The 23886-nt window shown below is 54.1% G+C and carries 17 protein-coding genes; 13 read left to right on the forward strand and 4 right to left on the reverse strand.

Annotated elements, in window-relative coordinates:
- The first annotated feature begins 8 nt into the window (after nt 1-8).
- The 6 genes from LX66_RS10085 to LX66_RS10110 all read left to right on the forward strand — a co-directional run bounded on the left by LX66_RS10085 (nt 9) and on the right by LX66_RS10110 (nt 8746).
- Complete coding sequence (locus tag LX66_RS10085; RefSeq protein WP_244620357.1) at nt 9-2699, forward strand: phosphoenolpyruvate carboxylase; 2691 nt, start codon at nt 9-11, stop codon at nt 2697-2699.
- An 86-nt stretch (nt 2700-2785) separates the two neighbouring features.
- On the forward strand, nt 2786-4201 hold the full coding sequence (gndA, locus tag LX66_RS10090; protein WP_145712645.1) for an NADP-dependent phosphogluconate dehydrogenase: 1416 nt from the start codon (nt 2786-2788) through the stop codon (nt 4199-4201).
- A gap of 14 nt (nt 4202-4215) precedes the next feature.
- A complete protein-coding gene (zwf, locus tag LX66_RS10095) occupies nt 4216-5718 on the forward strand; it encodes a glucose-6-phosphate dehydrogenase (protein ID WP_145712648.1) in 1503 nt (500 codons plus the stop codon).
- 21 nt (nt 5719-5739) lie between these two features.
- On the forward strand, nt 5740-6462 hold the full coding sequence (gene pgl, locus LX66_RS10100) for a 6-phosphogluconolactonase (protein WP_145712650.1): 723 nt from the start codon (nt 5740-5742) through the stop codon (nt 6460-6462).
- A gap of 89 nt (nt 6463-6551) precedes the next feature.
- Entirely contained in the window at nt 6552-8012 is a 1461-nt protein-coding gene (locus LX66_RS10105; protein WP_145712651.1) for an alpha-L-fucosidase, read from the forward strand.
- Nucleotides 8009-8746, forward strand: a complete 738-nt coding sequence (locus LX66_RS10110; RefSeq protein WP_145712653.1) for an amidohydrolase family protein — start codon at nt 8009-8011, stop codon at nt 8744-8746. Before LX66_RS10105 ends, LX66_RS10110 begins: the two co-directional genes overlap by 4 nt.
- On the opposite strand, the gene LX66_RS10115 is transcribed toward LX66_RS10110, so the two are convergent.
- From LX66_RS10115 to LX66_RS10130, 4 genes are all read right to left on the reverse strand, one after another.
- The gene (locus tag LX66_RS10115; RefSeq protein ID WP_145712656.1) at nt 8743-10326 is read right to left on the reverse strand and encodes an FMN-binding glutamate synthase family protein; all 1584 of its coding nucleotides are present in this window, start codon (nt 10324-10326) and stop codon (nt 8743-8745) included. The two genes, LX66_RS10110 and LX66_RS10115, sit on opposite strands and share 4 nt — an antisense overlap.
- Nucleotides 10327-10354: 28 nt before the next feature.
- Nucleotides 10355-11626 carry an RNA polymerase sigma factor gene (locus LX66_RS10120; RefSeq protein ID WP_145712659.1) on the reverse strand — a complete coding sequence of 424 codons (1272 nt, stop codon included), beginning with the start codon at nt 11624-11626 and terminating at the stop codon, nt 10355-10357.
- A gap of 10 nt (nt 11627-11636) precedes the next feature.
- The gene (locus LX66_RS10125; protein ID WP_145712662.1) at nt 11637-11984 is read right to left on the reverse strand and encodes a YciI family protein; all 348 of its coding nucleotides are present in this window, start codon (nt 11982-11984) and stop codon (nt 11637-11639) included.
- Between the two features lie 108 nt (nt 11985-12092).
- Complete coding sequence (locus tag LX66_RS10130; protein ID WP_145712664.1) at nt 12093-12905, reverse strand: mechanosensitive ion channel family protein; 813 nt, start codon at nt 12903-12905, stop codon at nt 12093-12095.
- Nucleotides 12906-13551: 646 nt separating this feature from the next.
- Here LX66_RS10130 and LX66_RS10135 point away from each other — a divergent pair.
- The 7 genes from LX66_RS10135 (at nt 13552) to LX66_RS10165 (ending at nt 23836) form a co-directional block, all read left to right on the forward strand.
- Complete coding sequence (locus LX66_RS10135; RefSeq protein WP_145712667.1) at nt 13552-13830, forward strand: HTH domain-containing protein; 279 nt, start codon at nt 13552-13554, stop codon at nt 13828-13830.
- Between the two features lie 766 nt (nt 13831-14596).
- Nucleotides 14597-15973 (forward strand): alpha-L-fucosidase, encoded by a 1377-nt coding sequence (locus LX66_RS10140; RefSeq protein ID WP_145712669.1) that lies wholly within the window; start codon nt 14597-14599, stop codon nt 15971-15973.
- Nucleotides 15974-16537: 564 nt separating this feature from the next.
- Complete coding sequence (locus LX66_RS10145; RefSeq protein WP_158642596.1) at nt 16538-17008, forward strand: helix-turn-helix transcriptional regulator; 471 nt, start codon at nt 16538-16540, stop codon at nt 17006-17008.
- A gap of 23 nt (nt 17009-17031) precedes the next feature.
- On the forward strand, nt 17032-17631 hold the full coding sequence (locus LX66_RS10150; RefSeq protein WP_145712674.1) for an RNA polymerase sigma factor: 600 nt from the start codon (nt 17032-17034) through the stop codon (nt 17629-17631).
- Nucleotides 17632-17789: 158 nt separating this feature from the next.
- The gene (locus tag LX66_RS10155; protein ID WP_145712677.1) at nt 17790-18818 is read left to right on the forward strand and encodes a FecR family protein; all 1029 of its coding nucleotides are present in this window, start codon (nt 17790-17792) and stop codon (nt 18816-18818) included.
- A 70-nt stretch (nt 18819-18888) separates the two neighbouring features.
- The gene (locus LX66_RS10160; protein WP_244620358.1) at nt 18889-22302 is read left to right on the forward strand and encodes a SusC/RagA family TonB-linked outer membrane protein; all 3414 of its coding nucleotides are present in this window, start codon (nt 18889-18891) and stop codon (nt 22300-22302) included.
- 10 nt (nt 22303-22312) lie between these two features.
- Nucleotides 22313-23836, forward strand: coding sequence for a RagB/SusD family nutrient uptake outer membrane protein (locus LX66_RS10165; protein ID WP_145712680.1), 1524 nt, complete (start codon nt 22313-22315; stop codon nt 23834-23836).
- Nucleotides 23837-23886 lie beyond the last annotated feature (50 nt).

The raw sequence follows: 23886 nt of genomic DNA on the forward strand, positions 1-23886 counted from the left end.
AACGCTGAATGCATAACGCGAAACGCTCCCTGGGCCTGCGTTATGCATTCAGCGTTCAGCATTATGCTTTCTGCGCTTTTATTCGTATTTTTCGTGCGGGAATCAGCAAATCAGTAAGCATGGAAGCACCGGTCAATAATACATTGCAGTTATTCAGGAACCTGGTAGGAACCAAATTTCAGCTATATAACAGTTTATTTACTTCACTGCCCTTTCACCGGGTGGAAAAAACAGGCATCTTTCTTTCCTTGTTCCTGTTGCATTGTGAAGAGGGATTTGATAAGGAGCAAAGCCCGGCAGAAATATTAAAGACCTTTTTCGAGCAGTATACCACTTATAAGGATGAGCAGCAGCAACTGGATATCCTGTTCCGTTTTGTGCAGTATGCGGAGCGGCAGGTGGTATTGTTTGACGCACTGGAGGATGCCGCTTTCCGCGACATTCACGATATGCAGGGCAGCGGTACCCTGCGGCAGCTACAGTCCGCCGTAACGCAGGCCCAGGCGGAGCCCGCGCTGGCAGAGAAGCTGAAGGACTTTGCCGTACGGCTGGTGCTTACCGCGCACCCTACCCAGTTCTATCCGGGCGAGGTGCTGGGCATCATCAATGATCTTTCCAAAGCCCTGATCAATGATAATACGGCGCAGGTAAATATGTACCTGCAGCAGTTGGGCAAAACGCCTTTCTTTAAAAAGGAAAAGCCCACGCCTTATGATGAGGCGGTGAGCCTGGTGTGGTTCCTGGAAAATGTGTTCTACCACGCCGCCGGGCGCACCGTTACTTTCCTGAAATCGCATTTCCCCGAGGCCTTCAGCAGCCGGCATGCGCTGATCCGCATGGGCTTCTGGCCCGGCGGCGACCGCGACGGCAATCCCTTTGTAAAATGCGCCACCACGCTGCAGGTAGCCAATGCCCTGCGCGGCGCGATCATTAAATGCTATTACCAGGATGTGCGCAAGCTCAGGCGGCGCCTCACCTTCCGGGGCGTGGAAAATGAGCTGGCCAGGCTGGAGCAGCAACTGTACGGCAACCTGTTCATTCCCGGCCACCGGGTGGACCTGGACCGCGACGAGATATTGGGCATCCTGGAGCGTGTCCGCAATACCATACAGGAGCAGCACAACGGCCTGTTCGTAAACATGGTGGAAGCGCTGATCAACCGGGTAGAGCTCTTCGGCCTGTTCTTCGCTTCGCTGGACATCCGGCAGGACAGCTCCGTGCACGGGCCGCTGCTGGAAACCATCGCGGAGCAGAGCGATGCCCTGCCGGACAACTACGCCTCGCTTTCAGCCGAAGAAAAGATAAAAGTGCTGCTGCAGGTCAGCCGCCCGGTGAACAGCAACCTGCTACAGGACGAGCTGCAGCGCGATACGCTGGAAACCATCAAGGCGGTGCAGACCATACAACAGACCAACGGGGAGGAAGGCTGCCACCGCTATATCATCAGCCACAGCACCAGCGCGCTCAACGTGATAGAAGTATACGGGCTGTTCCTGCTGAGCGGCTGGAAAAAGGAGCAGATCAGCGTGGATATCGTGCCGCTGTTTGAAACCATCGATGACCTGCGGCAGGCCGGCAACGTAATGCGGGCATTGTATGAAAATGAGGACTACCGCCAGCACCTGCACCGGCGCAACAATACCCAGACCATCATGCTGGGCTTTTCAGACGGAACGAAGGACGGCGGCTACCTCATGGCCAACTGGAGCATCTATAAGGCCAAGGAAGAGCTGACCCGCCTCTCGCGGGAAGCCGGCATCAACGTGGTGTTCTTCGACGGCCGTGGCGGCCCCCCGGGACGGGGCGGCGGTAAAACGCACCAGTTCTACGCCTCCATGGGACGTAATATCTCGAATAAGGAAATCCAGCTCACCATACAGGGGCAAACCGTCAGCTCCAACTTCGGCACCATTGATACCGCGCAGTACAACCTGGAGCAACTGGTGCATGCCGGGATCACCAACGAGCTGTTCTCTTCCCGGCAGGTAACGCTGGACGCTTCGGAAGAAGCGCTGCTGCAGGCCCTGGCCGATGAAGGCTACCGCGCCTTTAACCAGTTGAAGCAGCATCCCGGTTTCCTGGACTACCTGGAGCATACCAGCCCCCTGCGCTATTATGCGGAAGCCAATATCGGCAGCCGCCCTTCCAAGCGCAACAAGGACGCCAAGCTTACGCTGGACACGCTGCGCGCCGTACCTTATGTAGGCGCCTGGAGCCAGTTAAAGCAGAATGTGCCGGGCTTTTACGGCGTAGGCTCCGCCCTGCAGCAACTGGATAAAGCCGGAAAATGGGAAGGGCTGGAGCGCCTGTACCGGCAGTCCCTGTTCTTTAAAACACTGCTGGACAACTGCGAGATGGCGATGATAAAAAGCTATTTCCCGCTCACCGCCCACCTGGGCAAAGACCCGCAATATGGCCCTATCTGGCGCATGATCCACGACGAGTTCCAGCTCACCCGGCAATACCTGCTGCGGCTGTCCGGCGCCGGATCGCTGATGGCGGCTAACCCGGTAGACCAATTGTCCATACAGATGCGGGAGCGCATTGTATTGCCGCTGGTCACCATCCAGCAGTATGCCCTTACCCGTATCCGCGAGCTGGAAAAACAGGAGGAGGGCAACGGGCGCAGGGAAGTGTTCCAGAAGCTGGTGGTGCGTTGCTCATTCGGCATTATCAATGCCGGGCGCAACTCCGCCTGAAGCGGTGCTTGTCTTTATCAAACTTTTTGTTGTGGTTTTTTATCCTAATTTTATAGCTACTTTCACTTTTACTTTTACAATAGCTTATGTCAAACAGCTTATATGACTTTGGAATGATCGGCCTGGGCGTAATGGGAAGGAACCTGTTACTGAATATGGCCGACCATGGTTTCTCCGTTATCGGTTTTGATAAGGACGCTACCAAGACCAGCGCGCTGGAGTCCGGCGCCACGGCAGGTACAACGGTAAAAGGCGTAGCGGAACTGGCTGCCATGATACAGTTGCTGCAGCGCCCGCGCCGTATCATGATGCTGGTGCCTGCGGGCCAGCCGGTGGATGATGTGATCGAATCGCTGCTGCCCCTGCTGGAGCCGGGCGACGTGGTAATAGATGGCGGTAACTCGCACTACACCGATACGCTGCGCCGGGTTAAGTATCTGAAGGAAAAGCAACTGCACTTCATGGGCATTGGCGTTTCCGGCGGCGAAATGGGCGCCCGTACCGGTCCGGCCATTATGCCGGGCGGCGATCCGGAGGCTTATGAAAAGGTGCGGCCCATGCTGGAAGCCATTGCCGCAAAAGTAAAAGGAGAGCCCTGCGTAGCTTACCTGGGTAAAGAAGGCGCCGGGCACTACGTAAAAATGGTGCACAACGGTATTGAATATAGCATCATGCAGCAGATCAGCGAAGCCTACGCCCTGCTGAAAGCCGCCGGGCTGGATAACGACAAGCTGCACGAGGTGTTCCGCACCTGGAATGAAGGCGCTTTGCAGTCCTTCCTGGTGGAGATCACGGCGGATATCTTTTTACAAAAAGATGATAAGACCGATGCCCGCCTGGTAGATGTGATCTCCGACAAGGCCGGCTCCAAAGGTACCGGCAAGTGGACCTCGCAGGACGCAATGGACCTGCCCGTGGCCATACCGGCGATCGATACCGCCGTATCATTGCGCACGATAAGCGCTTATAAAGAAGAAAGGGTGCAGGCCGCAAAGATCTACGAAGCGCCGGCCGGCGGCATCAATACACCAGTAGATACCTGGATACAACAGGTGCATGACGCCCTGTATTTTGGCACCATCCTCAGCTATGCACAGGGGCTGGCCATGCTGTACCAGGCCTCTGCCGAGCTGAAGATGGAAATACCGCTGCCGCAGGTGGTGAAGGTGTGGAGAGGCGGTTGCATTATCCGCTCCGTACTGCTGGAAACATTTTCCACGGCGTACCAGCAATCGCCGGAGCTGCCCAATATCCTGCTAAACAAGGAGGTAGCGAAGCTGGTGCAGGGCATAGAGACCAATACCCGTACCGTAGTAGCGCAGGCGGCGCAGGTTGGCATCCCGGCGGCGGGCATTATGGCCGCGCTGTCTTATTTTGATGCTTACCGCACGGAAAGAATGCCTACCAACCTGGTACAGGCGCAGCGGGATTATTTTGGCGCGCATACGTACCAGCGTATAGACATGCCTGGTACTTTCCATACAGTTTGGGAACAACATTGATATAATCATTTTTTATGCAAGACCACAAGCGTCCGCCGGCCTCCGTGCTGTTTATTTTCGGGGGCAGCGGAGATCTGAACTACCGGAAACTATCGCCCGCTTTATACAATCTTTTTTTAGATGATTGGATGCCGGAGCAATTCGCCATTATAGGCATCGGCAGAAGCGCCTATACCAATGAAACGTACAGCGCCCACCTGCTGGATGGGATCAGCAAATTCTCCCGCCGGAAAGGGGAGCAGAACGGCCATTGGGATGCGTTTTCACAGCATCTCAGCTTCCTGCAGATGGATGCTGAAAATGCGGAAGACTATGAAGCGATCACGGAAATAGTGAAAACAAAGGAACAGGAGTGGGGCCAGCACCCCAACGTGATCTTTTACCTGGCCGTAGCGCCCCAGTTGGTACCTTCCATTGCGCAGAAGCTGGGCCGGCTGAACCTTTGCAGCGATACGCACAGCACCCGCATCGTAATAGAGAAGCCTTTCGGCCACGACCTGAAGAGCGCTCACGAGCTGAACGCCCTGCTTACCCGTATGTTCTCCGAAGAGCAGATATTCCGCATAGACCATTACCTGGGTAAGGAAACCGTGCAGAACATATTGGCGCTGCGTTTTGCCAACGCCCTGTTTGAGCCGGTATGGAACCGCAACTTCATTGAGCACATACAGATCACGGCTGCCGAAAGTGTGGGCCTGGAAGGCAGGGGCGGCTATTATGAGCAGTCCGGCGCGCTGCGCGACATGGTGCAGAACCATATCCTGCAACTGCTCTGCATGGTGGCCATGGAGGCTCCTGTGTCTTTTGACGCCAACGAGATCAGGAATAAAAAGGTGGATGTGCTGAACGCTATCCGTCCCATCAGCAAGGATAAAGTGCATGAAAGCGCCGTGCGCGGCCAGTATTCCAGCGGCTGGATGAAAGGAGAGCGGGTGGTAGGCTACCGCGAAGAGAAAGGTGTGAATCCCGGCTCCAATACGGATACCTACGCCGCTGTGAAGTTCTACATTGACAACTGGCGCTGGCAGGGCGTACCTATCTACGTGCGCACCGGCAAGTTCCTGCACCAGAAGACCACGCAGATCTCGCTGCAGTTCCGCCAGGCCCCGCACTACGCGTTCCCGGCAGAGTCTGCGGAAACCTGGAGGCCCAACCGCCTCACCATCAGCATACAACCGGAAATGGATATACGTATCCGCTTCCAGGCCAAGCGTCCCGGCCAGACCATGACGCTGGACCCGGTAGAGATGGTGTTCAATTATGACTCCGCTTACGGCGAGCATGCGCCGGAAGCATATGAAACACTGCTGCTGGACGTAATGGAAGGGGATGCCACCCTCTTTATGCGGGCCGACCAGGTGGAAGCGGCCTGGAAAGTGATCATGCCGATACTGGAAACCTGGGAGCACCGGCAGCCGCAGGATTTTCCCAACTATGCCCCCGATTCCTGGGGACCGAACGACGCAGATGCGCTGATCGCGCAGGACGGGCATAGCTGGATCAACTTACCGAAATAATTATATCAACCCACCAAGAATATGGAGCTTCACATTGCCAAAGACCCGCAGCAGTTGAGTGAGAACATGGCTGCCTGGATCAGTAATTACATACTGGAAGTATTGCAGGACCAGGAGCGTTTCACTTTTGTGCTGTCCGGCGGCAGTACGCCCAAACAGTTGTACACGTTGCTGGCCCGGGAACCTTACCTGGAAATGATCCCCTGGAAAAAAATACATTTCTTCTGGGGCGATGAGCGGGTGGTGCCCTTTGACGATGAGCGCAACAATGCCCGCATGGCCTATGAAACGCTGCTGACGCCTGTGGGTGTGCCGGCGGAAAATATCCACGTCATGCGTACGGACATGCTGCCCGAGGTATCTGCGGAGGCCTATGAAAAGCTGCTGCAGGAATATTTCAATGACAGCGCTGTTACGTTTGACCTGGTGCTGCTGGGCATGGGAGACGACGGGCATACCCTGTCCCTGTTTCCCGGCACGGCCGTGGTAAAGGAGCAGAAAGCCTGGGTAAAGGCCTTCTTCCTGCCGGCGCAGCACATGTACCGCGTTACGCTAACGGCGCCCGTGGTGAACCGGGCCGCCTGCGTGGTGTTTATGGCCACCGGCGCCGGTAAGGCGGTCACGCTCAAAAATGTGATAGAAGGCACCTTTAACGCAGAACAATTTCCTTCCCAACTGATACGCCCGCAGGATGGCGAGCTGCACTGGTTTGTAGATGAAGCGGCCGCGGGGGCGCTGGAGTAATAGGAAGAAAGAAGTAGGAAGTAAGAGGTAAGGTCGAAATCATACATCATACTTCTTACTTCATATTTCATACTACAAGCATTCCACTCATGAAAAGAGCTTTCCTTTTATTTACACTCGCATTGTCTTTCCTGCAACCTGTATCCGCCCAGCAATACGCTGCCAACTGGGCCTCGCTTAATAAGCGGGAAATACCGGGCTGGTTCCATGAAGCCAAGTTCGGCATTTTCATTCACTGGGGTGTGTACGCGGTACCATCCTATGCAGTGGTAGGCCCGGGTGGATATTCGGAATGGTACTGGCATAACCTTATGCAGCCGGATGCCAAAACGTACCGGCAGGTGCAGGCCTTTCATGAAAAGGAGTATGGGAAAAACTTTCCCTATGCAAAATTTGAGCAGCAGTTCACTGCCTCGCTCTTTGATCCTGCGCAGTGGGCGGACATCTTCCGCCAATCCGGCGCCCGCTACGTGGTATTGACCTCCAAGCACCATGAGGGGTACTGCCTCTGGAACAGTCCCTGGGCAGACAAAGCCTGGGGCCGTCCCTGGAACGCGGTAACAGGTACGCCCCAACGCGACCTGCTGGGCGATCTTACGGAAGCCGTGCGCAAAGCCGGCCTGCGTATGGGCTACTACTACTCCCTGTACGAATGGTACAATCCCCTCTGGTTGTCCAACAAACAGCAGTACATAAAAGAAGTGATGGAGCCGGAGTTCAAGGACCTGGTGACCCGTTACAAACCCAGCGTGATATTCTCCGACGGTGAATGGGACCTGCCGGATTCCGCCTGGCACTCGCCGGCCCTGCTGGCCTGGCTGTACAACGAATCGCCGGTGAAGGAGGAAGTAGTGGTGAACGACCGCTGGGGAAGCAATACCCGCGGGCATAATAGCGCCAGCACCTACCTCACTTCAGAATACGGCAGCGGTATGGAGCCGGGCGTGGTATGGGAGGAGAGCAGGGGCATCGGCCAGTCCTACGGTTATAACCGCATGGAGAATGTGCATGATTATAAAAGCAGCCACGACCTGCTGCTGGCCCTGGTAGACATTGTATCCCGCGGCGGGAACCTGCTGCTGGATATTGGGCCCACAGCCGATGGCCGTATTCCCGTGATCATGCAGCAGCGCCTGGTGGACATTGGCGACTGGCTGCAGGTAAATGGCGAAGCCATTTACAGCACCACCGCCTGGGAACGCACCCGCCAGTGGAGCCCCGGGCAGCAGCCTTCCGTAAAAAAGGCGTCCTACATGGCAGACTATGACATTACCGAAATGGTGCAGCCTTCAAAAGCGCATGCGCACATTGAAATGTTCTTTACCCGTAAGGACGATAACCTGTACTGCATTGTGCCTGCTTACGCGCCCCGCCTGCTGGTACGGAATTACACGGCTCCCACAAGGGCCCGTGCGAATGTTCTGGGCAGCAAAGCGCCGGTACGCCTGCAGCAGCAGGGCAGGGACTGTGTGCTGGACCTGTCCGCCCTGCATCCCGGGGATGCGCCGGGCAAGCTGTTCGTAATTAAGATAAGCCCCGCCGGTTCATGATATTCGATGCCCATTTTCACATTATAGACCCGCGTTTTCCCCTGGTGCCTAACCAGGGTTACCTGCCGCCGGCATTTACCGTAGCAGATTACCTGTCCAGGGTACAGTCGCTGAACGTAAAAGGCGGCGCCGTGGTATCCGGCTCTTTCCAGGCATTTGACCAGCAGTACCTGGTAGATGCCCTGCGGGCGCTGGGGCCTGGCTTCGCAGGCGTTACCCAGGTGCCGGCGGATATACCGGACAAGGATATACGGGAACTGGATGCCGCCGGGGTAAGGGCGGTGCGTTTTAACGTGCAGCGCGGAGGCTCCGAAGGCGTGCAGCACCTGGAGCGCCTGGCCCGCCGCGTATACGACCTGGCCGGCTGGCATACGGAGCTGTATATTGATTCGCGGGCGTTAAAACACCTCCTGCCGCAGTTAAAAAACCTGCCGGCCATGAGCATAGACCACCTGGGCTTGTCAAAGGAAGGCCTGCCTTACCTGCTGGAGCTGGTAGCGCATGGCGCCAGGGTAAAGGCCACCGGCTTTAGCCGTTGCGATTTTGATGTAGCGGAAGTAATGAAAGCGATTGTAGCAATTAACCCTGCCGCCCTCATGTTTGGCACAGACTTACCATCTACCCGGGCGCCGCAACCTTTCCGGGATGAAGATGCGGCCCTGGTAAAGGAACACTTCCCGGAAGATACCGCCAGCCGGATATTGTACCGGAACGCAAAAGCGTTCTATGCTTAATTCCACCTGTCCTCGTGCACCACTTCCAGCTCTTTCTTCAAGGCATCCGGTATCAGTCCCTCCAGGAAAATACCGCTGGCCGTGCTGGGATAGATCTCTTCAAAACTGCGTACCTGGTTCATGAACACGCGCCGGAAAATATGGCTGCGCGTGATCTGGTGCGGGCTGGTAAGCCCGGCAGCCGCTGTCAGCTCCATGGCGCTTTCTATCGTATCGCGGTGGTAATTGGCCACGCGGTGCTTCTTATCTTCCACCACCAGTCCGCCCATCAGCCATTTGTCCTGCGTAGCCACGCCGGTAGGGCACTTGTTGGTATTGCACTGCAGCGCCTGTATGCAGCCAATGGCCATCATCATGGCGCGGGCGCTGTTGCAGGCATCGGCGCCCAGGGCCATGGCCCGCAGTATATGATAGCCGGTAAGGATTTTGCCGGAGGCCAGCACCTTCATTTTATTCCGTATGTTAAAGCCCGTTAGCGTATCGTGCACAAAGGCCAGGGCGTCCATCAGCGGCATGCCTACGGAGTTGGAGAATTCCGGGGGCGCAGCGCCGGTGCCGCCTTCCCCGCCATCGATGGTAATGAAATCGGGATAGATGCCGGTAACGATCATGGCCTTGCAAATGGCAAAAAATTCCCGGGGCTGGCCAATGCAGAGCTTAAAGCCTACAGGCTTGCCTTTGCTGAGCTTGCGCATATGCGCCAGGAACTGCATCATTTCCCTGGGCGTGCTGAAGGCGGTATGATAGGGAGGGGAGAATACGGTGGTATGGGGTTGTACATGCCGGATGGCGGCAATCTCCGGCGTGTTCTTGGCCGCCGGCAATATGCCGCCGTGGCCGGGTTTGGCGCCCTGGGATATTTTCAGCTCTATCATTTTTACCTGGGGCAGCGCGGCCTTTTCGGCAAAAAGATTGTCATCAAAGCGGCCCTGCTCATTCCGGCAGCCGAAGTAGCCGGTGCCTACCTGCCAGATAATATCGCCGCCCTGGTGCAGGTGGTGGGGGCTGATGCCGCCTTCGCCGGTATTGTGCGCAAAGCCGCCGATGCAGGCGCCCCCGTTCAGGGCTTCTACGGCGTTGGCGCTCAGGGAGCCGTAGCTCATGGCGGATACGTTGAGGATGCTGGCGGAGTAGGGCTGCAGGCACTCGTGGCCGCCAATGGTCACGCGCGGGTCTTTGTCCATTTTCTCAAAGTCCTGCGGCTGTATGGAGTGCGCCATCCATTCATACCCTTCCGCATATACGTTGAACTGGGTGCCGAAAGGCTGGGAGTTCAGCTCCCGTTTGGCGCGCTGGTAAATGGTGGAACGGTCTATCCTGTTCACCGGGCTGCCGTCCGTATCGCTTTCCACGAAATATTGGTAGATCTTGGGCCGCAGGTCCTCCATCCAGTAGCGCATACGCCCTACTACCGGGTAGTTGCGCATAATGGCGTGTTTGGTCTGCAGCATGTCTATAATGCCCATCAGCACTACCGGCCCCACCGGTACAAACAGCCACCATACCCAATGAAAGAAATATCCCAATACGCCTATCAGCAGCAGGCTGCTGATGGCTAACACCAGAAATCTTTTAGCCATAACGCTTTAATTATGGAGTAAATATAAATTAATAATTAATTGTCTCCAGCTTCTGGTGGATCAGTTTCTTTTCCGCCAGTGAAACCGTGAGCTGCAGCGCAGCGCGAAGATGTTTCCGGGCATTAAGCATGTCGCCGGCCTGCAGGTAGAGGTCGCCCAGCACGGCGCTGTAGATGTAGTGAGTGCTTAATAGCTTTTCAATATCGGGTATGGTGGTAACTTCTCGGATCGCTTCGGCGTGCTGTCCCAACTGCGCCAGCACAATGGCCCGGTTCAGCAGCACTACCGGCATGGGCTTGTGCTCCAGCAGCAGGGAATACAACTGCAGCATGCGATTCCAGTTGGTGGCTTCAAAGGAGGGAGCCAGGCAGTGTTCTGCGGCAATGGCAGACTCAATGTGATAGACCGTGAGCCGGTCGCCACTGGAGGATTGCCGCAGGTAATGATAGCCCGTGTTGATCAGCTCCCGGTTCCAGGTGCTGCGGTCCTGGTGCTGCAGCAGTATAATGCCGTTGTTCTCGTCCATGCGGCTGTCGAACCGGGAAGCCTGCAGGCACATTAAAGACAGCAGGGCAAAGGTGGCGGGCTGCCGGCCCACCTTGTGCTCCGATAGCAGGAGGCAGAGCCGCATGGCTTCTATGCACAGGTCTTCCCGTATCAGCTCATCGGCCTTCAGGGAATTGTAGCCTTCATTGAACAGCAGGTAAAGCACCGTGTACACGGTTTCCAGCCGGGGTGTCAGCTCATCGCCGCAGGGTATTTCCAGTTGGATGCCCTGTTCCTTAATGAACTGCCGGGCCCTGTACAGGCGCTTTTGTATAACGGCTTCGTTGGTTACCAGTGCGCGGGCAATTTCTTCGGCGCTGAAGCCGGAAACGGTCTTCAGTGTCAGCGCTATCTGGTCTTCTTCCTTCAGGGAGGGGTGGCAGCAGGCAAAGATCATGCGCAGTTGGCTGTCGGTAATTTCCGTGTCCAGGAACAGTTGCCGCACGGTGCTTTCCGTGGTGTGCTGCAACTGGTAGGCCAGTTCCCCGGAAAGATTGCGGAAATGCTGTTGCCGGCGGATAATGTCCAGCGCCTTGTTCCGCGCCACGGTCATGAGCCAGGCAGAGGGGTTGTCCGGCACCTGTTTGAAAGTCCAGGCCAGCATTGCTTTCAGGAAGGCCTCCTGCACTACATCTTCTACCAGGGAGAGGTTATGTATGCCGAAGATGCGGGTCAGTACAGCGATCATCTTTCCCGACTCATGCCGGAAAAGATGATCAACGATCTGCTGGGGGGTGTTGGCATCCGGTTGCATGGCCCAGGTGTTACATGCCTTCGAATACCATTACTTCCCGTACTTCCACGGTGCTGTTCAGGGGCAGGTCCGGGCAGTCTTTGGCCATTTCCACCGCTTCGTCCAGGGTGGCGGCTTTCACGATGAAAAATCCGCCTACCAGCTCCTTGCTTTCCGCGAAGGGGCCGTCCGTCACCACGCCTTTGGGGCCTTTCACCATTTTGCCGGCGGGGAGCAGCGCTTCGCCGGCTACGTACAGGCCTTTTGCTTTCAGCTCGTCTATCCAGGCCATCCATTGCTGCATGTTGTCCTGCATTTCTTCGGGGGATAATTTGCCGGCGCTGCTGCCGTTGTGAAAAATGAACATGAAGTCTTTCATGACAAAGTGTTTGAGGTAATAAATAACTGTTAACAGGGATATGACGGGCGGAAATACCTGTGCAGGACAAAACTCCGGAAAATTTTTAAGAAGCGATCAGTTTTGTGATCATACCATTTTTTGCGCCCTGAGTACGGCCATCACCCGGGTAATGATGGCGTCCATGGTAAGGTCGTAGTTACGCACGTCGTCGTTGTTTACCCAGCAGTTGAGCGTGATCCGCACATTGGCGCCCTCAATGGCGGAGAACAGTACCTGGCAGGGGCGTCCGGGAGCTATTTCCGGCAGGCCTTGCAGTGATTGCAGGACCAGGTCCTGCACGGCGGCGGTTTGCGCATGGTTGAGCGGAACGGTAAAGCTGAGCGTAAGGCGGCGCCCGGGAGTAAGGGAATGGTTGATGATGGGTTTCTGGAAGATATCCTTGTTGGGAATGATCACGTGCAGGCCATCTATGGTGCGCAGGGTGGTGGAGCGCAGCTCTATGTTCTCCACGGTGCCGGTAAAGCCGTTGGTCTCTACCTGGTGGCCCACGTCGAAAGGTTTGCGGAAGGTAATGTAAATACCGGAGATGAAATTGGCGGTCAGGTCCTGGAAGGCAAAGCCCAGGGCCAGCCCTATAATGCCGGCCCCGGCCAGCAGGGAGGACACCGTTTTGTCCAGTTGCAGCACGTCCAGGGCGATGGAAAGCCCTATGAAGAACATGGCCAGGTAGCCGATACTGGACAGCAGCCCGCTGAGCGCCGGGGTGTCCGACAGGCGGAACACGATCTTATACACCAGCTTTTTAAACAGCCTGGCCAGGAAAATGAACAGGAGGAGTATGATAATGGCCGCCACCAGGTTGGGCAGCATTCTAACAGCCAGCTCCATCCAGCGGTGTATCTTGTCATATACCAGTTGGCCCCATTGCGCGTATTCCATATATATAGAGCGGCACTAATAATTATGCCGCTTTTTTTTGCCGTTTGATTTCCGTTAACGCCGGATTAACGGTTAAGACTAAATAAAGGCCTAACATTGTCACCATGATTTAATCAGTGTTAAAAATTACTATTTGTTGCACGAAGGGGGGCCGGGCAGCATGGTCAGCGGGCGCAGCCGGCTGGCAATGTATTTAACTTGGTTTCCTGCGCGCCCGGTGTTTACCGGGGGCTTCATTAGAAAAAATCTCAAACTGATCATAATAGCCTGATATTAAGCGCCATTTCATCATAATGACACGCCGACTGCGGTCCCATTGCAGCAGGGCTTGCTAAATTGCGCGTATGTAAAGCCTGACCGGTATAAGGAAGCTTATTTTTATTACCCTCGAAAAACCCATGTATTATGTACAGAGAGAAGTCATTTAATGTCAATTCAATACCAACGTCGGCATGTAAGTTATCCGCAGTAACCCTTTTCTCAACATTTTCCAGTTCCCGTGCTGCAAGGAGGCAGCCGGGGGAACAATGATGTTGTCAGTTCTAATCAAAGGGTTAATACTTATCAAAATAAATATATGTAAATTATTTTGGTATAATCCTGTGTATACTGTAAATTCCATTCATCGTTAAACCCCCTATGCTACATGCCCAAGCGTTATTTTGAAAGGTTACAAACGATCGATTACCTCATCCGCATTAAAGGTACCGGCAAACCAGCCCAGTTGGCCAAGCGCCTTCGTATATCTGAACGCACCCTGTATGAATTTCTCAAAATGATGAAAGACCTGGGAGCGCCCATTGAATATGACCGGTACAAGGAAAGTTATTACTACTCGGAAAAAGGTGGTTTTAATATCCGCTTTGTCAAAAACATGGCGGCTTCCGGTACGCTGTTATTCTCGTTGTTGTTTGACTGCTGGTAAATCCCGGCATCGCCCGTACTCCACTTGTTGCGTCCCCGTCCTTTGACCGTTCTCAAAGGATGCCTGCTCCCGTATGCCCGGCCTGTTCAATTAGTTAACTGCATATTAACGTCTTCTTTAACGGCATATTAACCTTTAAAAAATTTTAAAGGCAGAATTTCACGCCCGGATATTTACGCGGTATTCAATTCTCACACTGAATATAAAAGACGGTTTAGATTACAAAACTAGCAACGCAGGTTTCTCTCCAGTTACCTGCTGTTTTTTTTACGGGCGGCTCCTCCTTACACATAAACCGCCGGAGTAGACACTCGGGCGATATATATAACGATAGGAAAAAGAATGCGGCCATTACGTTACCATGTCCGCAATGTTACAATAGTATTCATTATCAGCAGCGCATTACTGGTTGATTGCCGGTATTTCACCGGCGGATACCTAAAAACGATCCCCCGCAGTATTCACCGCGGGGGATCGTTTTAGGGTTAAACCCTGGCAGTATCTTCATCGGGTACACCAGGACGCGAATATTTTATGCTTCTCCAATTTTTAACAGCTTCATTGCCACAACGTTCGGATTATTTCAAGTCTTTTTTGTTAATTATTTGTTAATGAGGGACCGCTATTCCAGTATTAATATTCGCTAATTCACTATTATAAAAAACCGGCTAATTCTGCGAACTTGAACTATTAACAAACGTAACCCGGATTCCACGTTAAAAAGTGCGATGTGGCCCTTTCTCACATTGAACATAAACAAAACGCTATGCATAAACGTACACTACTCCTGCTGTGCTGGTTCTGCCTTTGCCTGCAGTTATCCGCACAGGAAAAGAAGCTCTTTAATGAAACACCCGAACAAAAAGAACAACGCCTGGCCTGGTGGACGCATGACCGCTTCGGTATGTTCATCCACTGGGGATTGTATGCCCTGCCCGCCCGGCATGAATGGGTGAAGAACCGGGAGCGCCTGACCAATGAAGCGTATCAAAAGTATTTCGACCAGTTTAACCCGGACCTGTACAACCCGCGGGAGTGGGCGCGCATGGCCAAAGCGGCCGGCATGAAGTATGCCGTGATCACCAGCAAGCACCACGAAGGCTTTTGCCTGTTTGACTCCAAATACACGGACTATAAAGCCACCAAAACCGCTTATGGCAAGGACCTGATCCGCGAGTGGGTGGATGCTTTCCGGGCCGAGGGGCTGAAGGTGGGCTTCTATTACTCGCTGATAGACTGGCATCACCCGGACTATACCATAGACCGTGTGCATCCCCAGCGCCCGGATGATACCGCCAGGTACGCCCAATTGAACAAAGGCCGCGATATGGCCAAATACCGGGAGTACCTACATAACCAGCTCCGGGAGATACTGACCAATTACGGCAAGATCGATATCCTGTGGGCGGACTTTTCTTTTCCGGGCAGGTTCGGTAAAGATCATAACGACTGGAACTCCGTAGAGCTGATCAAAATGATCCGCAAGCTGCAGCCGGATATTATCATCAACGATCGTATGGACCTGGGCGAGTACGAGGACGGCGGCGATTTTGTAACGCCCGAGCAGTACAAGGTGTCGGAATGGCCCACCCGCAACGGCAAGCGCATACCCTGGGAAACCTGCCAGACGTTTTCCGGTTCCTGGGGCTACTACCGGGACGAAACCTCCTGGAAGGACATCAAACAACTGCTGGTGCTGCTGATAGAATCCGTGAGCAAGGGCGGTAACCTGTTGCTGAATGTTGGCCCTACCGCCCGCGGCACTTTCGACCACCGGGCAAAGGAAGCGCTGCAGGCCATGGGCCAATGGATGGAAGTGAACAGCCGCTCCATTTACGGCTGCACCCAGGCGCCGCCTGAATTTGCAAAGCCGGATAACTGCCTGCTGACCTACAACCCGGCAACCAAACGCCTGTATGTGCACCTGCTGGATTACCCGTTGCAAAACTTTACCCTGCCTGGTTATAAGGGGAAAATAAAATATGCGCAGTTCCTGCACGACGCTTCGGAGATCAGGATGAGCGCGCCCGGCATGCATCACAGCCTGGGCAGCAACCAGGGAGAGAACGATGTGAACCTGAGCCTGCCGGTGATCAAACCGGGGGTGGAGATACCTGTAATAGAGCTGGTGTTGAATGAATAAATTTTTTCAACCGGCTACTGGTCCATTGCCCGTTTTTTCATAACTTGTATAGTGTTACAGGTAGCGGGTAATGGACCATTTTTAGAGAGCAGGAAAATATGCCATACATTAGAGATATGAAAACCGTCTGACCGGGGAAACCCTACTGAAAGTTCCACGAAAGCCATTGAACGTAAGGAAATTGTCCACTTTAGCTATTTGCTCCCCTCCCGCCATATATATTGCGTATATAGTTAATATAAACTAATTTGTTTATTAATAATTTTTTAAAAACCATATATGTATCCGATTGACTGCTGAGGGTATTTGTATCAAATTTGTTTTTGTTATAGAGATTGTGTCCTCTTTAAACTTTAGCGCCTTACGTCAATTCACAGAAACTTATTGCAGTACTGTGCGAAGATTTCACAAAATAATAAACCCAAAAGAAATATTATGAAAAAAGTGCGGCGTGACAGCGCAGGTCACTTAAACGGAGCGGATGTTCTTGATGTTGCCGTCCTACATAGTGATACCCAGGAGATGTTACAACAACTTGCAAAGGATATCTGCAATATTGTTTTTATGGACGTTGACATACCCGGATTGACCGCCATTGAGGCCGCCAGTGTTATAAAAGCTGCCTACCCGGAAATTAATGTACTGTTGCTGACCCTGGAGAAGGACACAAGGACTGTTACCAGCATAGCGCCCAGGCCTGTTGCCTACGAAGCAGCGCCGGGCAGCGATACGCCCGCTTCTTTAACGGAATTCATTACCCGGGTGTACGATGCCGCCGTGCAAAACAATATGAATGCCGTTCAGAAAGTACTGGCCTTTTTCAGCCGCCGTTCCCAGCAGAACATTGCGCAATACGGCCTCTCTCCCCGTGAGCAGGAGGTGCTGGACCGGCTGGTGGACGGGCATACCTATAAAAAAATAGCAGAGCTCTGCCATATCAGCGTAGGCACGGTACGTTCCCATATCATGAATATTTACCGCAAGCTGGAGGTGAACTCCCGGAGCGCAGCCATCGTAAAGGCTATGAGGGGGTAGGAAGTATTTCCTACTTTTACAGTATGGCCATACAATCAGGGGAGGGGCATGCCGCCAACTGGCAGCATTTTCTGGGCGGCAGCCGGGAAGCGTTTGCAGCGCTTTATGCCAGCTTTGCACCGTTATTATATAACTACGGCTGCAAGGAGTGTGCGGACCGCCGCCTGGTAGAGGATTGTATCCAGGATGTATTTGAGTACCTGCTGGCCCACCGTGCACAGCTCTCCCCGGTTACCAACGTAAAAGCTTATTTGTTGAAAGCATATCGCCGGGCCCTGTTGCGGAAAATAAGCAATATGCGCAAAAATATACCCGTTGCGCTTACGGACGAGGCCCGGTTTGAAATTGTTATTTCCCCCGAAAGCCACCTTATAGGCCAGCAAAGCAGCCTGCACCGTCGTGAAAAAGTAGCGGCCGCGCTGAATGCGCTGCCGCCCCGCATGAAGGAAGCGCTGTTCCTCCGTTTTTATGAAGACCTGTCCTTTGAGGATATTGCCGCCATTATGGAGATCGACCAGAAGTCGGTATATAAAATGATCTACAAAGCCTTTGATAAATTACGCAGGCAACTGGCCGACTTCCCGCTTTGGGCGCTGTTATACTGCCTGTTGTTAAAACCTTAACCTTTGCTTTATTTGTTTGTTATAGTAGCAGGAACCAGGCTCCGGCTACCAACCTTGTTTTATATACAGCAAAAAAAAGTTGCCCCGGCAGGGGATAAAACCGGGAAAATGCTCCTCTATATAACTGACCATTTAACCAACACCTGGATGCTGTTGCCATGGAATGGAAGGACTACACAGATTTTACAGCTACCGATTTTCTGGCGGATAGCTTTTTTATGGAATGGGTGTTGCACCCGGACGAGGAGAACTGTGCCTTCTGGGAAGCATGGCAACAGCATTATCCTGAAAAGCAGGCAGTCATAGCAGCAGCGCGGACCATGCTGTCATCGCTGGAGTACGAAAAGCACCAGATGCCGGCTGAAAGTTACGACCGTATATGGCATGCGCTCCATGGGAAAATGGACCCTGCCATGCCGGAAACCATGCGCTATGAGCGTTCCTATCACCACCGGGGATGGCGCCGCGCCGCCATCCTTACCGGTGTGTGCGGGCTGCTGGCCCTGGGCCTGTACTGGCTGCTGAAGCCGGCGGACAAAAGAGCGGTATACACCAGCCAGTTTGGAGAGAACAGGCGCCTGTTGCTGCCGGACAGCTCGGTGGTGATACTCGGGCCGCACTCCGCGCTAAAGGCCACCGCATTTGATGGTGAAGCTAAAACAAGAGAAGTATGGCTGGAAGGAGAGGCATACTTTATGGTAAAGCATGATGCGGGTAATGCCAGGCCTTTCACCGTGCATGCCGGCGATCTGGATATTGAGGTACTGGGCACGGAATTTAATGTGAATAATTATAACGGCCGCCCCCAGGTGGTATTGCACAGCGGAAAAGTAGCCCTGCAGCAAAATGCCCGCAAGGCTGCACGTATCGTGATGGAGCCGGGGGAGCTGATAGAATATCGCGCAGATAATGATCGCTATGTACGTCGGAAAGTATCCACGGAAAAGTATGTAGCCTGGGTAAACCATACACTGGTGTTTGAGAACACCAGCCTGAAAGAAGTAGCAGCGCAACTGCACCATAAATATGGCATACAGGTGCAGTTTGCAGACAGCACGCTTTTGCAAGAACGATTCAGCGCCACGCTAAAGCAGGCTGATCATAAAGTGGTGCTCAGGGCCATACAGGAAGCCTTCAGCGTACAATTGCAACAACAGGACGGAAACACGTTTTTAATAAGCCGTTAGCCATTAGCTTCCTGGCTGCTAACCGCTAATAGCTCAAAAAATACCCGCTCGTAAACAAAAACAGATCGTTATGAAAGTAACAGGTACTTACAAGGGCATTACCTTGCTGGTGCTGTTCCTGGCTGCTGTCTTTATGGTACAGGCACAGGACCTCGCTTACCGGCAACAACAATCCGCCAACCCGGACACGCCCCTTCCCTCACAAAAAGCAGGCGCTATCCCCCTCCGGCAGGCCCTGCAGCAGCTCGAAAAAACCTATAGCATCAGTTTTGCCTATAACGCCCGGCTGGTGGCGGATAAGCAGGTGCAGGGACCGCTGTCCTTCAACGGGAGCGCGCCGCTGAAGGATGTCCTGCATGCATTGTTATCGCCGCTGAACCTGCAGTATACGCAGGTAGATCCAAAAGTGTATGTCATAAAGCCGCCGGGTATAACGGAAGATACGGCCGCCGTACCTGCTACGGCCTTTGTACAGGAAGCGCCCGTCCGGGGAAAGGTAACCGATAAGGACGGTACGGCGCTGATAGGCGTTACCATACGTGTAAAAGGCACCTCCACCGGCACCACTACCGGCGCGGACGGCACCTTTACGCTGAATGTGCCGGAAGGAAGCGATACCCTGCAGGTATCCTACCTGGGCTATTTGCCGCAGGAGATAGGCATAGCCGGCAGGTCCAGCCTGGATATTGTGCTGCAGTCCACGGAAAGCCAGTTGGAGCAGGTGGTAGTGGTGGGATACGGTACGCAGCGTAAGCGCGACCTGACCGGCTCCATCTCTTCCGTGGAAGGGGAGGAACTGGCCAAACAGCCGGTGCTTACCGCTACACAGGCCGCACAGGGCAAGATAGCCGGCGTGCAGGTGATCACTTCCGGGCAGCCCAATACTCAACCCCAGATCAGGGTGCGCGGCACCGGCTCCGTAATGGCGGGCGCCAACCCGCTCTACGTAGTGGATGGGGTGCTGACGGACGATATCCGGAACATCAACACCGCGGATATTGTGAGCATGGATGTGTTGAAAGACGCCTCTGCCGCCATCTACGGGGTGCGTGCTGCCAATGGCGTGATCATTATCACCACCCGCAGGGGCCAGGCCGGTAAACCGGTAGTACGCTACGATGCGAATGTGGGCTTCCGGGAAGCCGCCAACCTGGTGGATATGGCCAACCGTGACCAGTATATAGATTACCTGGCGGACGCCGCTCCCAGCAGGGACCCTGTTAATGATGCCGCCACGTATGCAGGCTCCACCAACTGGTACGATGCCGTGCTGCGGAAGGCATTCCAGATGAATCACAACCTTTCTGTGTCCGGCGGCACGGAAAAGCACACCTATTTTTTCAGCGGCGGGTTTATAGAAGATAACGGCATCATCAGGACCAATACGTTTCGCCGCTTTACCCTGCGCGCCAATAATGAAGTAAACATATCCGATCAGTGGAAGTTCAGCACGCAGTTGTCCTATTCCCGGGGCGATGGCCGCAACGTGGACCTGAACAGTATCTACGGCAATATTTACCGGGCAGCGCCGATAGTGCCCGCCAAAGAAGGCGACCGCTACGGCAACACTTCCGCCTGGGGCAATGTGGGCAACCCGCTGCTGTCGCTGGACAAGAAGAATCACCGGCAGCAGGACAGCCGCCTGCAGGGCAATGTAGCCCTTGAATTTACACCGGTGTCCTTCCTGAAATTCCGCTCGGCCTTCAATGCAGATCTGCGCTGGGGTAATGACCGGATCTACCAGTATAAATTCCTGAATGACGAAAATACCTTCCTGGTAGCCGGCGGTAACCAGCGCTCTGAAAACAGTGTGCTGACGGTAGACAACTCCCGCTCACAGGGTTGGGTATGGGACAATACCGTTACGTTTGACCAGGCCTTTGGCAAACACTCCCTCACCGTACTGGCCGGCTCTGTTACCGAAGGGTTTTACAGTACCTACCTTACCGGCTCCCGTATTAATATACCGGAAAGCGAGGACCTCTGGTACCTGGACCTGGGCAATCCCGATGTGCAGTCCAGGCTGTACAACGGCGGGGACAAATATGCCCGCCAGTCCTTTGTAGGCCGGGTGAATTATGGATATGACCACCGCTACCTGCTGAGCGCTTCCATCCGTGCAGACGGCAGCTCCAAGTTCAGCGAGCGCTGGGGATACTTCCCCACCGTGGGCCTGGGATGGGTGATCTCGCAGGAGCCCTTCATGCTGGACCAGCATTTCTTCAACTTCCTGAAGTTAAGAGGTAGCTGGGGCATACTGGGGAATGATAATATTCCTACCAATGCCTACATTAATACCGCTACCGTGAACCTGCCCTATTTCTTTGACGACAACATTACGCTGGGCACTGCGCTGCAGGACACCAAAGACCCCAACCTCAAGTGGGAATCCACCAACCAGTTTGATATAGGCTTTGAGTTTACCATGCTTAACAGCCGGCTGAGCGGTGAAGTGGACTATTATAACAAGAAAACCAAAGATGCGCTAACGGTGGTGAATATACCCAGTATACTGGGCGACCCGAACAATACCTATATCACCAATGCGGCGTCTTTCAAGAACACGGGCTTTGAAGTGTCGCTGACCTGGCGGGATAATATTACAAAAGACCTGGGCTACAGCGTAGGCGGCAACATTACCTTTAACAAAAACGAGATCACCGACCTGGCCGGCGGACAGGACCTGCTGGGCGGTAATGTAGGACAGCAGAGCTTTGTGACCCGTACCGCCAACGGGCACCCGGTGGCCAGCTTCTACCTGCTGCGGTCCCTGGGCGTTTTCCAGAACCAGGAGGAAATTGACAACCACCAGACCGATGGTAAAGTGATACAGCCCAACGCCCAGCCCGGCGACCTGAAATACGAAGATGCCAATGGCGACGGTGTGATAGATGATAATGACAAACAGTTCATGGGCTCTTACCAGCCCAAGTTCTTCTACGGCTTTAACCTGGGCCTGAACTATAAAGGCTTTGACCTGAGCGCGGATTTCTACGGCAGCGGCGGCAACAAGATCTATAATGGTAAAAAGGCGTTCCGCTACGAAACTACAGACAACATAGAAGCGGAATATGCTGACAACCGCTGGACAGCGGAGCGCCCTTCTGCTACGGACCCGCGCTTGCTGACGGCCAACATGCCCGCTTCCACTTATTTCCTGGAATCCGGCGCCTTCCTGCGCTGTAATAACCTGACCATCGGTTATTCCCTGCCGGCAGACAAGCTGAAGGCTATCGGCATCAGCCGTTTCCGTGTATACCTTACCTCCCAGAACCTGTTCACGCTGAAAAAGTTCAGCGGCTTCAGCCCGGAACTGCCGGGAGGCACCATTGACTTTGATAACAGCATCAATAACAGGGTCAACAACCGCTCCGGCACTGCCAATACTACCAACAACACCAGCGGTATCCTGGATGCCGGTATAGAGCTGAATGCGTATCCCACTACACGCACTTTTGCCTTTGGCGTAAATCTTTCATTCTAAAAAAAGTGTTATGAAGTATATACATAAAAGTATCCTGGTTAAAGCCGCTGGTATCTGTTGCATGCTCTCCGTTATATTGATGGCGTGCAACAATTACCTGGATGTGAACCCGCAGGGACAGATAGATGAAGATGCCGCCACCTCCGACCCGGAAGCGGCCTCCAACCTGGTAACCGGTATCTATAATAACCTGTGGGTAGGCCGGGTGCATGGCTTTCCCTATGTAGGCGTTACCAATATTGCTTCCGATGATGCGGACAAGGGGAGTAACCCGGATGACGCCGCTGCTACCCAGGGAGCGCTGGATAACCTTACCATGGACGCCAATACTACCACGCTCAATGATATATGGTCCGGGTATTACCAGGCCATTGCCAGGGCCAACAAGGCGCTGCAGGTACTGGAGTCCGCCACCATTGACCAGGGCCTGAACAACCGCCTGCAGGGCGAAGCCCGTTTCCTGCGTGCCTACCTGTACTTTAAGCTGGTACGGCTTTTTGGCGGTGTGCCCAAAATAGATAAGGTGCTCACCCCGCAGGAGGCGGACAGTGATGCGTACCAGACCCGGGCCAGCCGCGACGAGATCTACCAACTGATCATTTCAGACCTGGAATTTGCCCTGGCCAACCTGCCGGTAAAAGGCGGGGAAGGCAGCCAGACGGGTCGCGCTACCAAAGGCGCCGCCGCAGGTATGCTGGCCAAAGTAAACCTGTACCGGCAGAACTGGCAGCGTGCTTACAGCCTTACGGATTCCATTATCAGCGGCCAGTTGGGCGCTTACGGGCTGATGGATAATTACGCGCAGATATGGCGGGAAACGGGCAGGAACAGCATAGAATCCCTTTTTGAAGTACAAACAGGCATTAATGCCGCCTGCGATGCGGCCATAGAAGTATACAGCGTATGCCAGGGCCCGCGCGCCGGCGGAGCGCGGGGCTGGGCCGACCTTGGCTGGGGTTTTGGCACGCCTTCCCAGAGCCTGCTGGATGAATATGAGCCGGGCGACCAGCGCATGAATGCCACGGTGATATTTATCAACCCCGGCGGCACGGTGCTGTGGGATGGTTTTCGTATACCCGGCCGCGATAGCGTGGAGAATGACCGTTACAATTATAAAGCCTATCACAGCCGTATCGCGGAGCAGTACTGCGGCAACCCGGACCGCCTGCCCAAGAACCTGCGCATACTGCGCTACGGCGAAATACTGCTGATACATGCAGAAGCCGCCCTGGCGCTGGGTAACAGCGGTGCGGCCCTTACCGATATCAATGCCCTGCGCCAGCGTGCCGGCCTTCTGCCAAAGGCAGCCGTGACCCGCGCGGATATCTGGCACGAGAGAAGGGTGGAAATGGCGATGGAGCATGACCGCTTCTTTGAGCTGGTGCGGGAAGACGCCCTGGCGCCCGGCACAGCCGCCGCGGCTTTCCAGGCGCACGGAAAAACGTTTGTAAGCGGCCGGAACGAAGTATTTCCCATCCCTGCCCAGCAGATACAGTTCAGCGGCGGCAGGCTGGAGCAAAATGTAGGATATTAATATGAAGTAGGATGTAAGAAGTGAGAAGTAGGAAGTAGGTGAAACACCGG

The organism is Chitinophaga japonensis (genome assembly GCF_007830125.1).
Classification (GTDB): Bacteria; Bacteroidota; Bacteroidia; order Chitinophagales; family Chitinophagaceae; genus Chitinophaga; species Chitinophaga japonensis.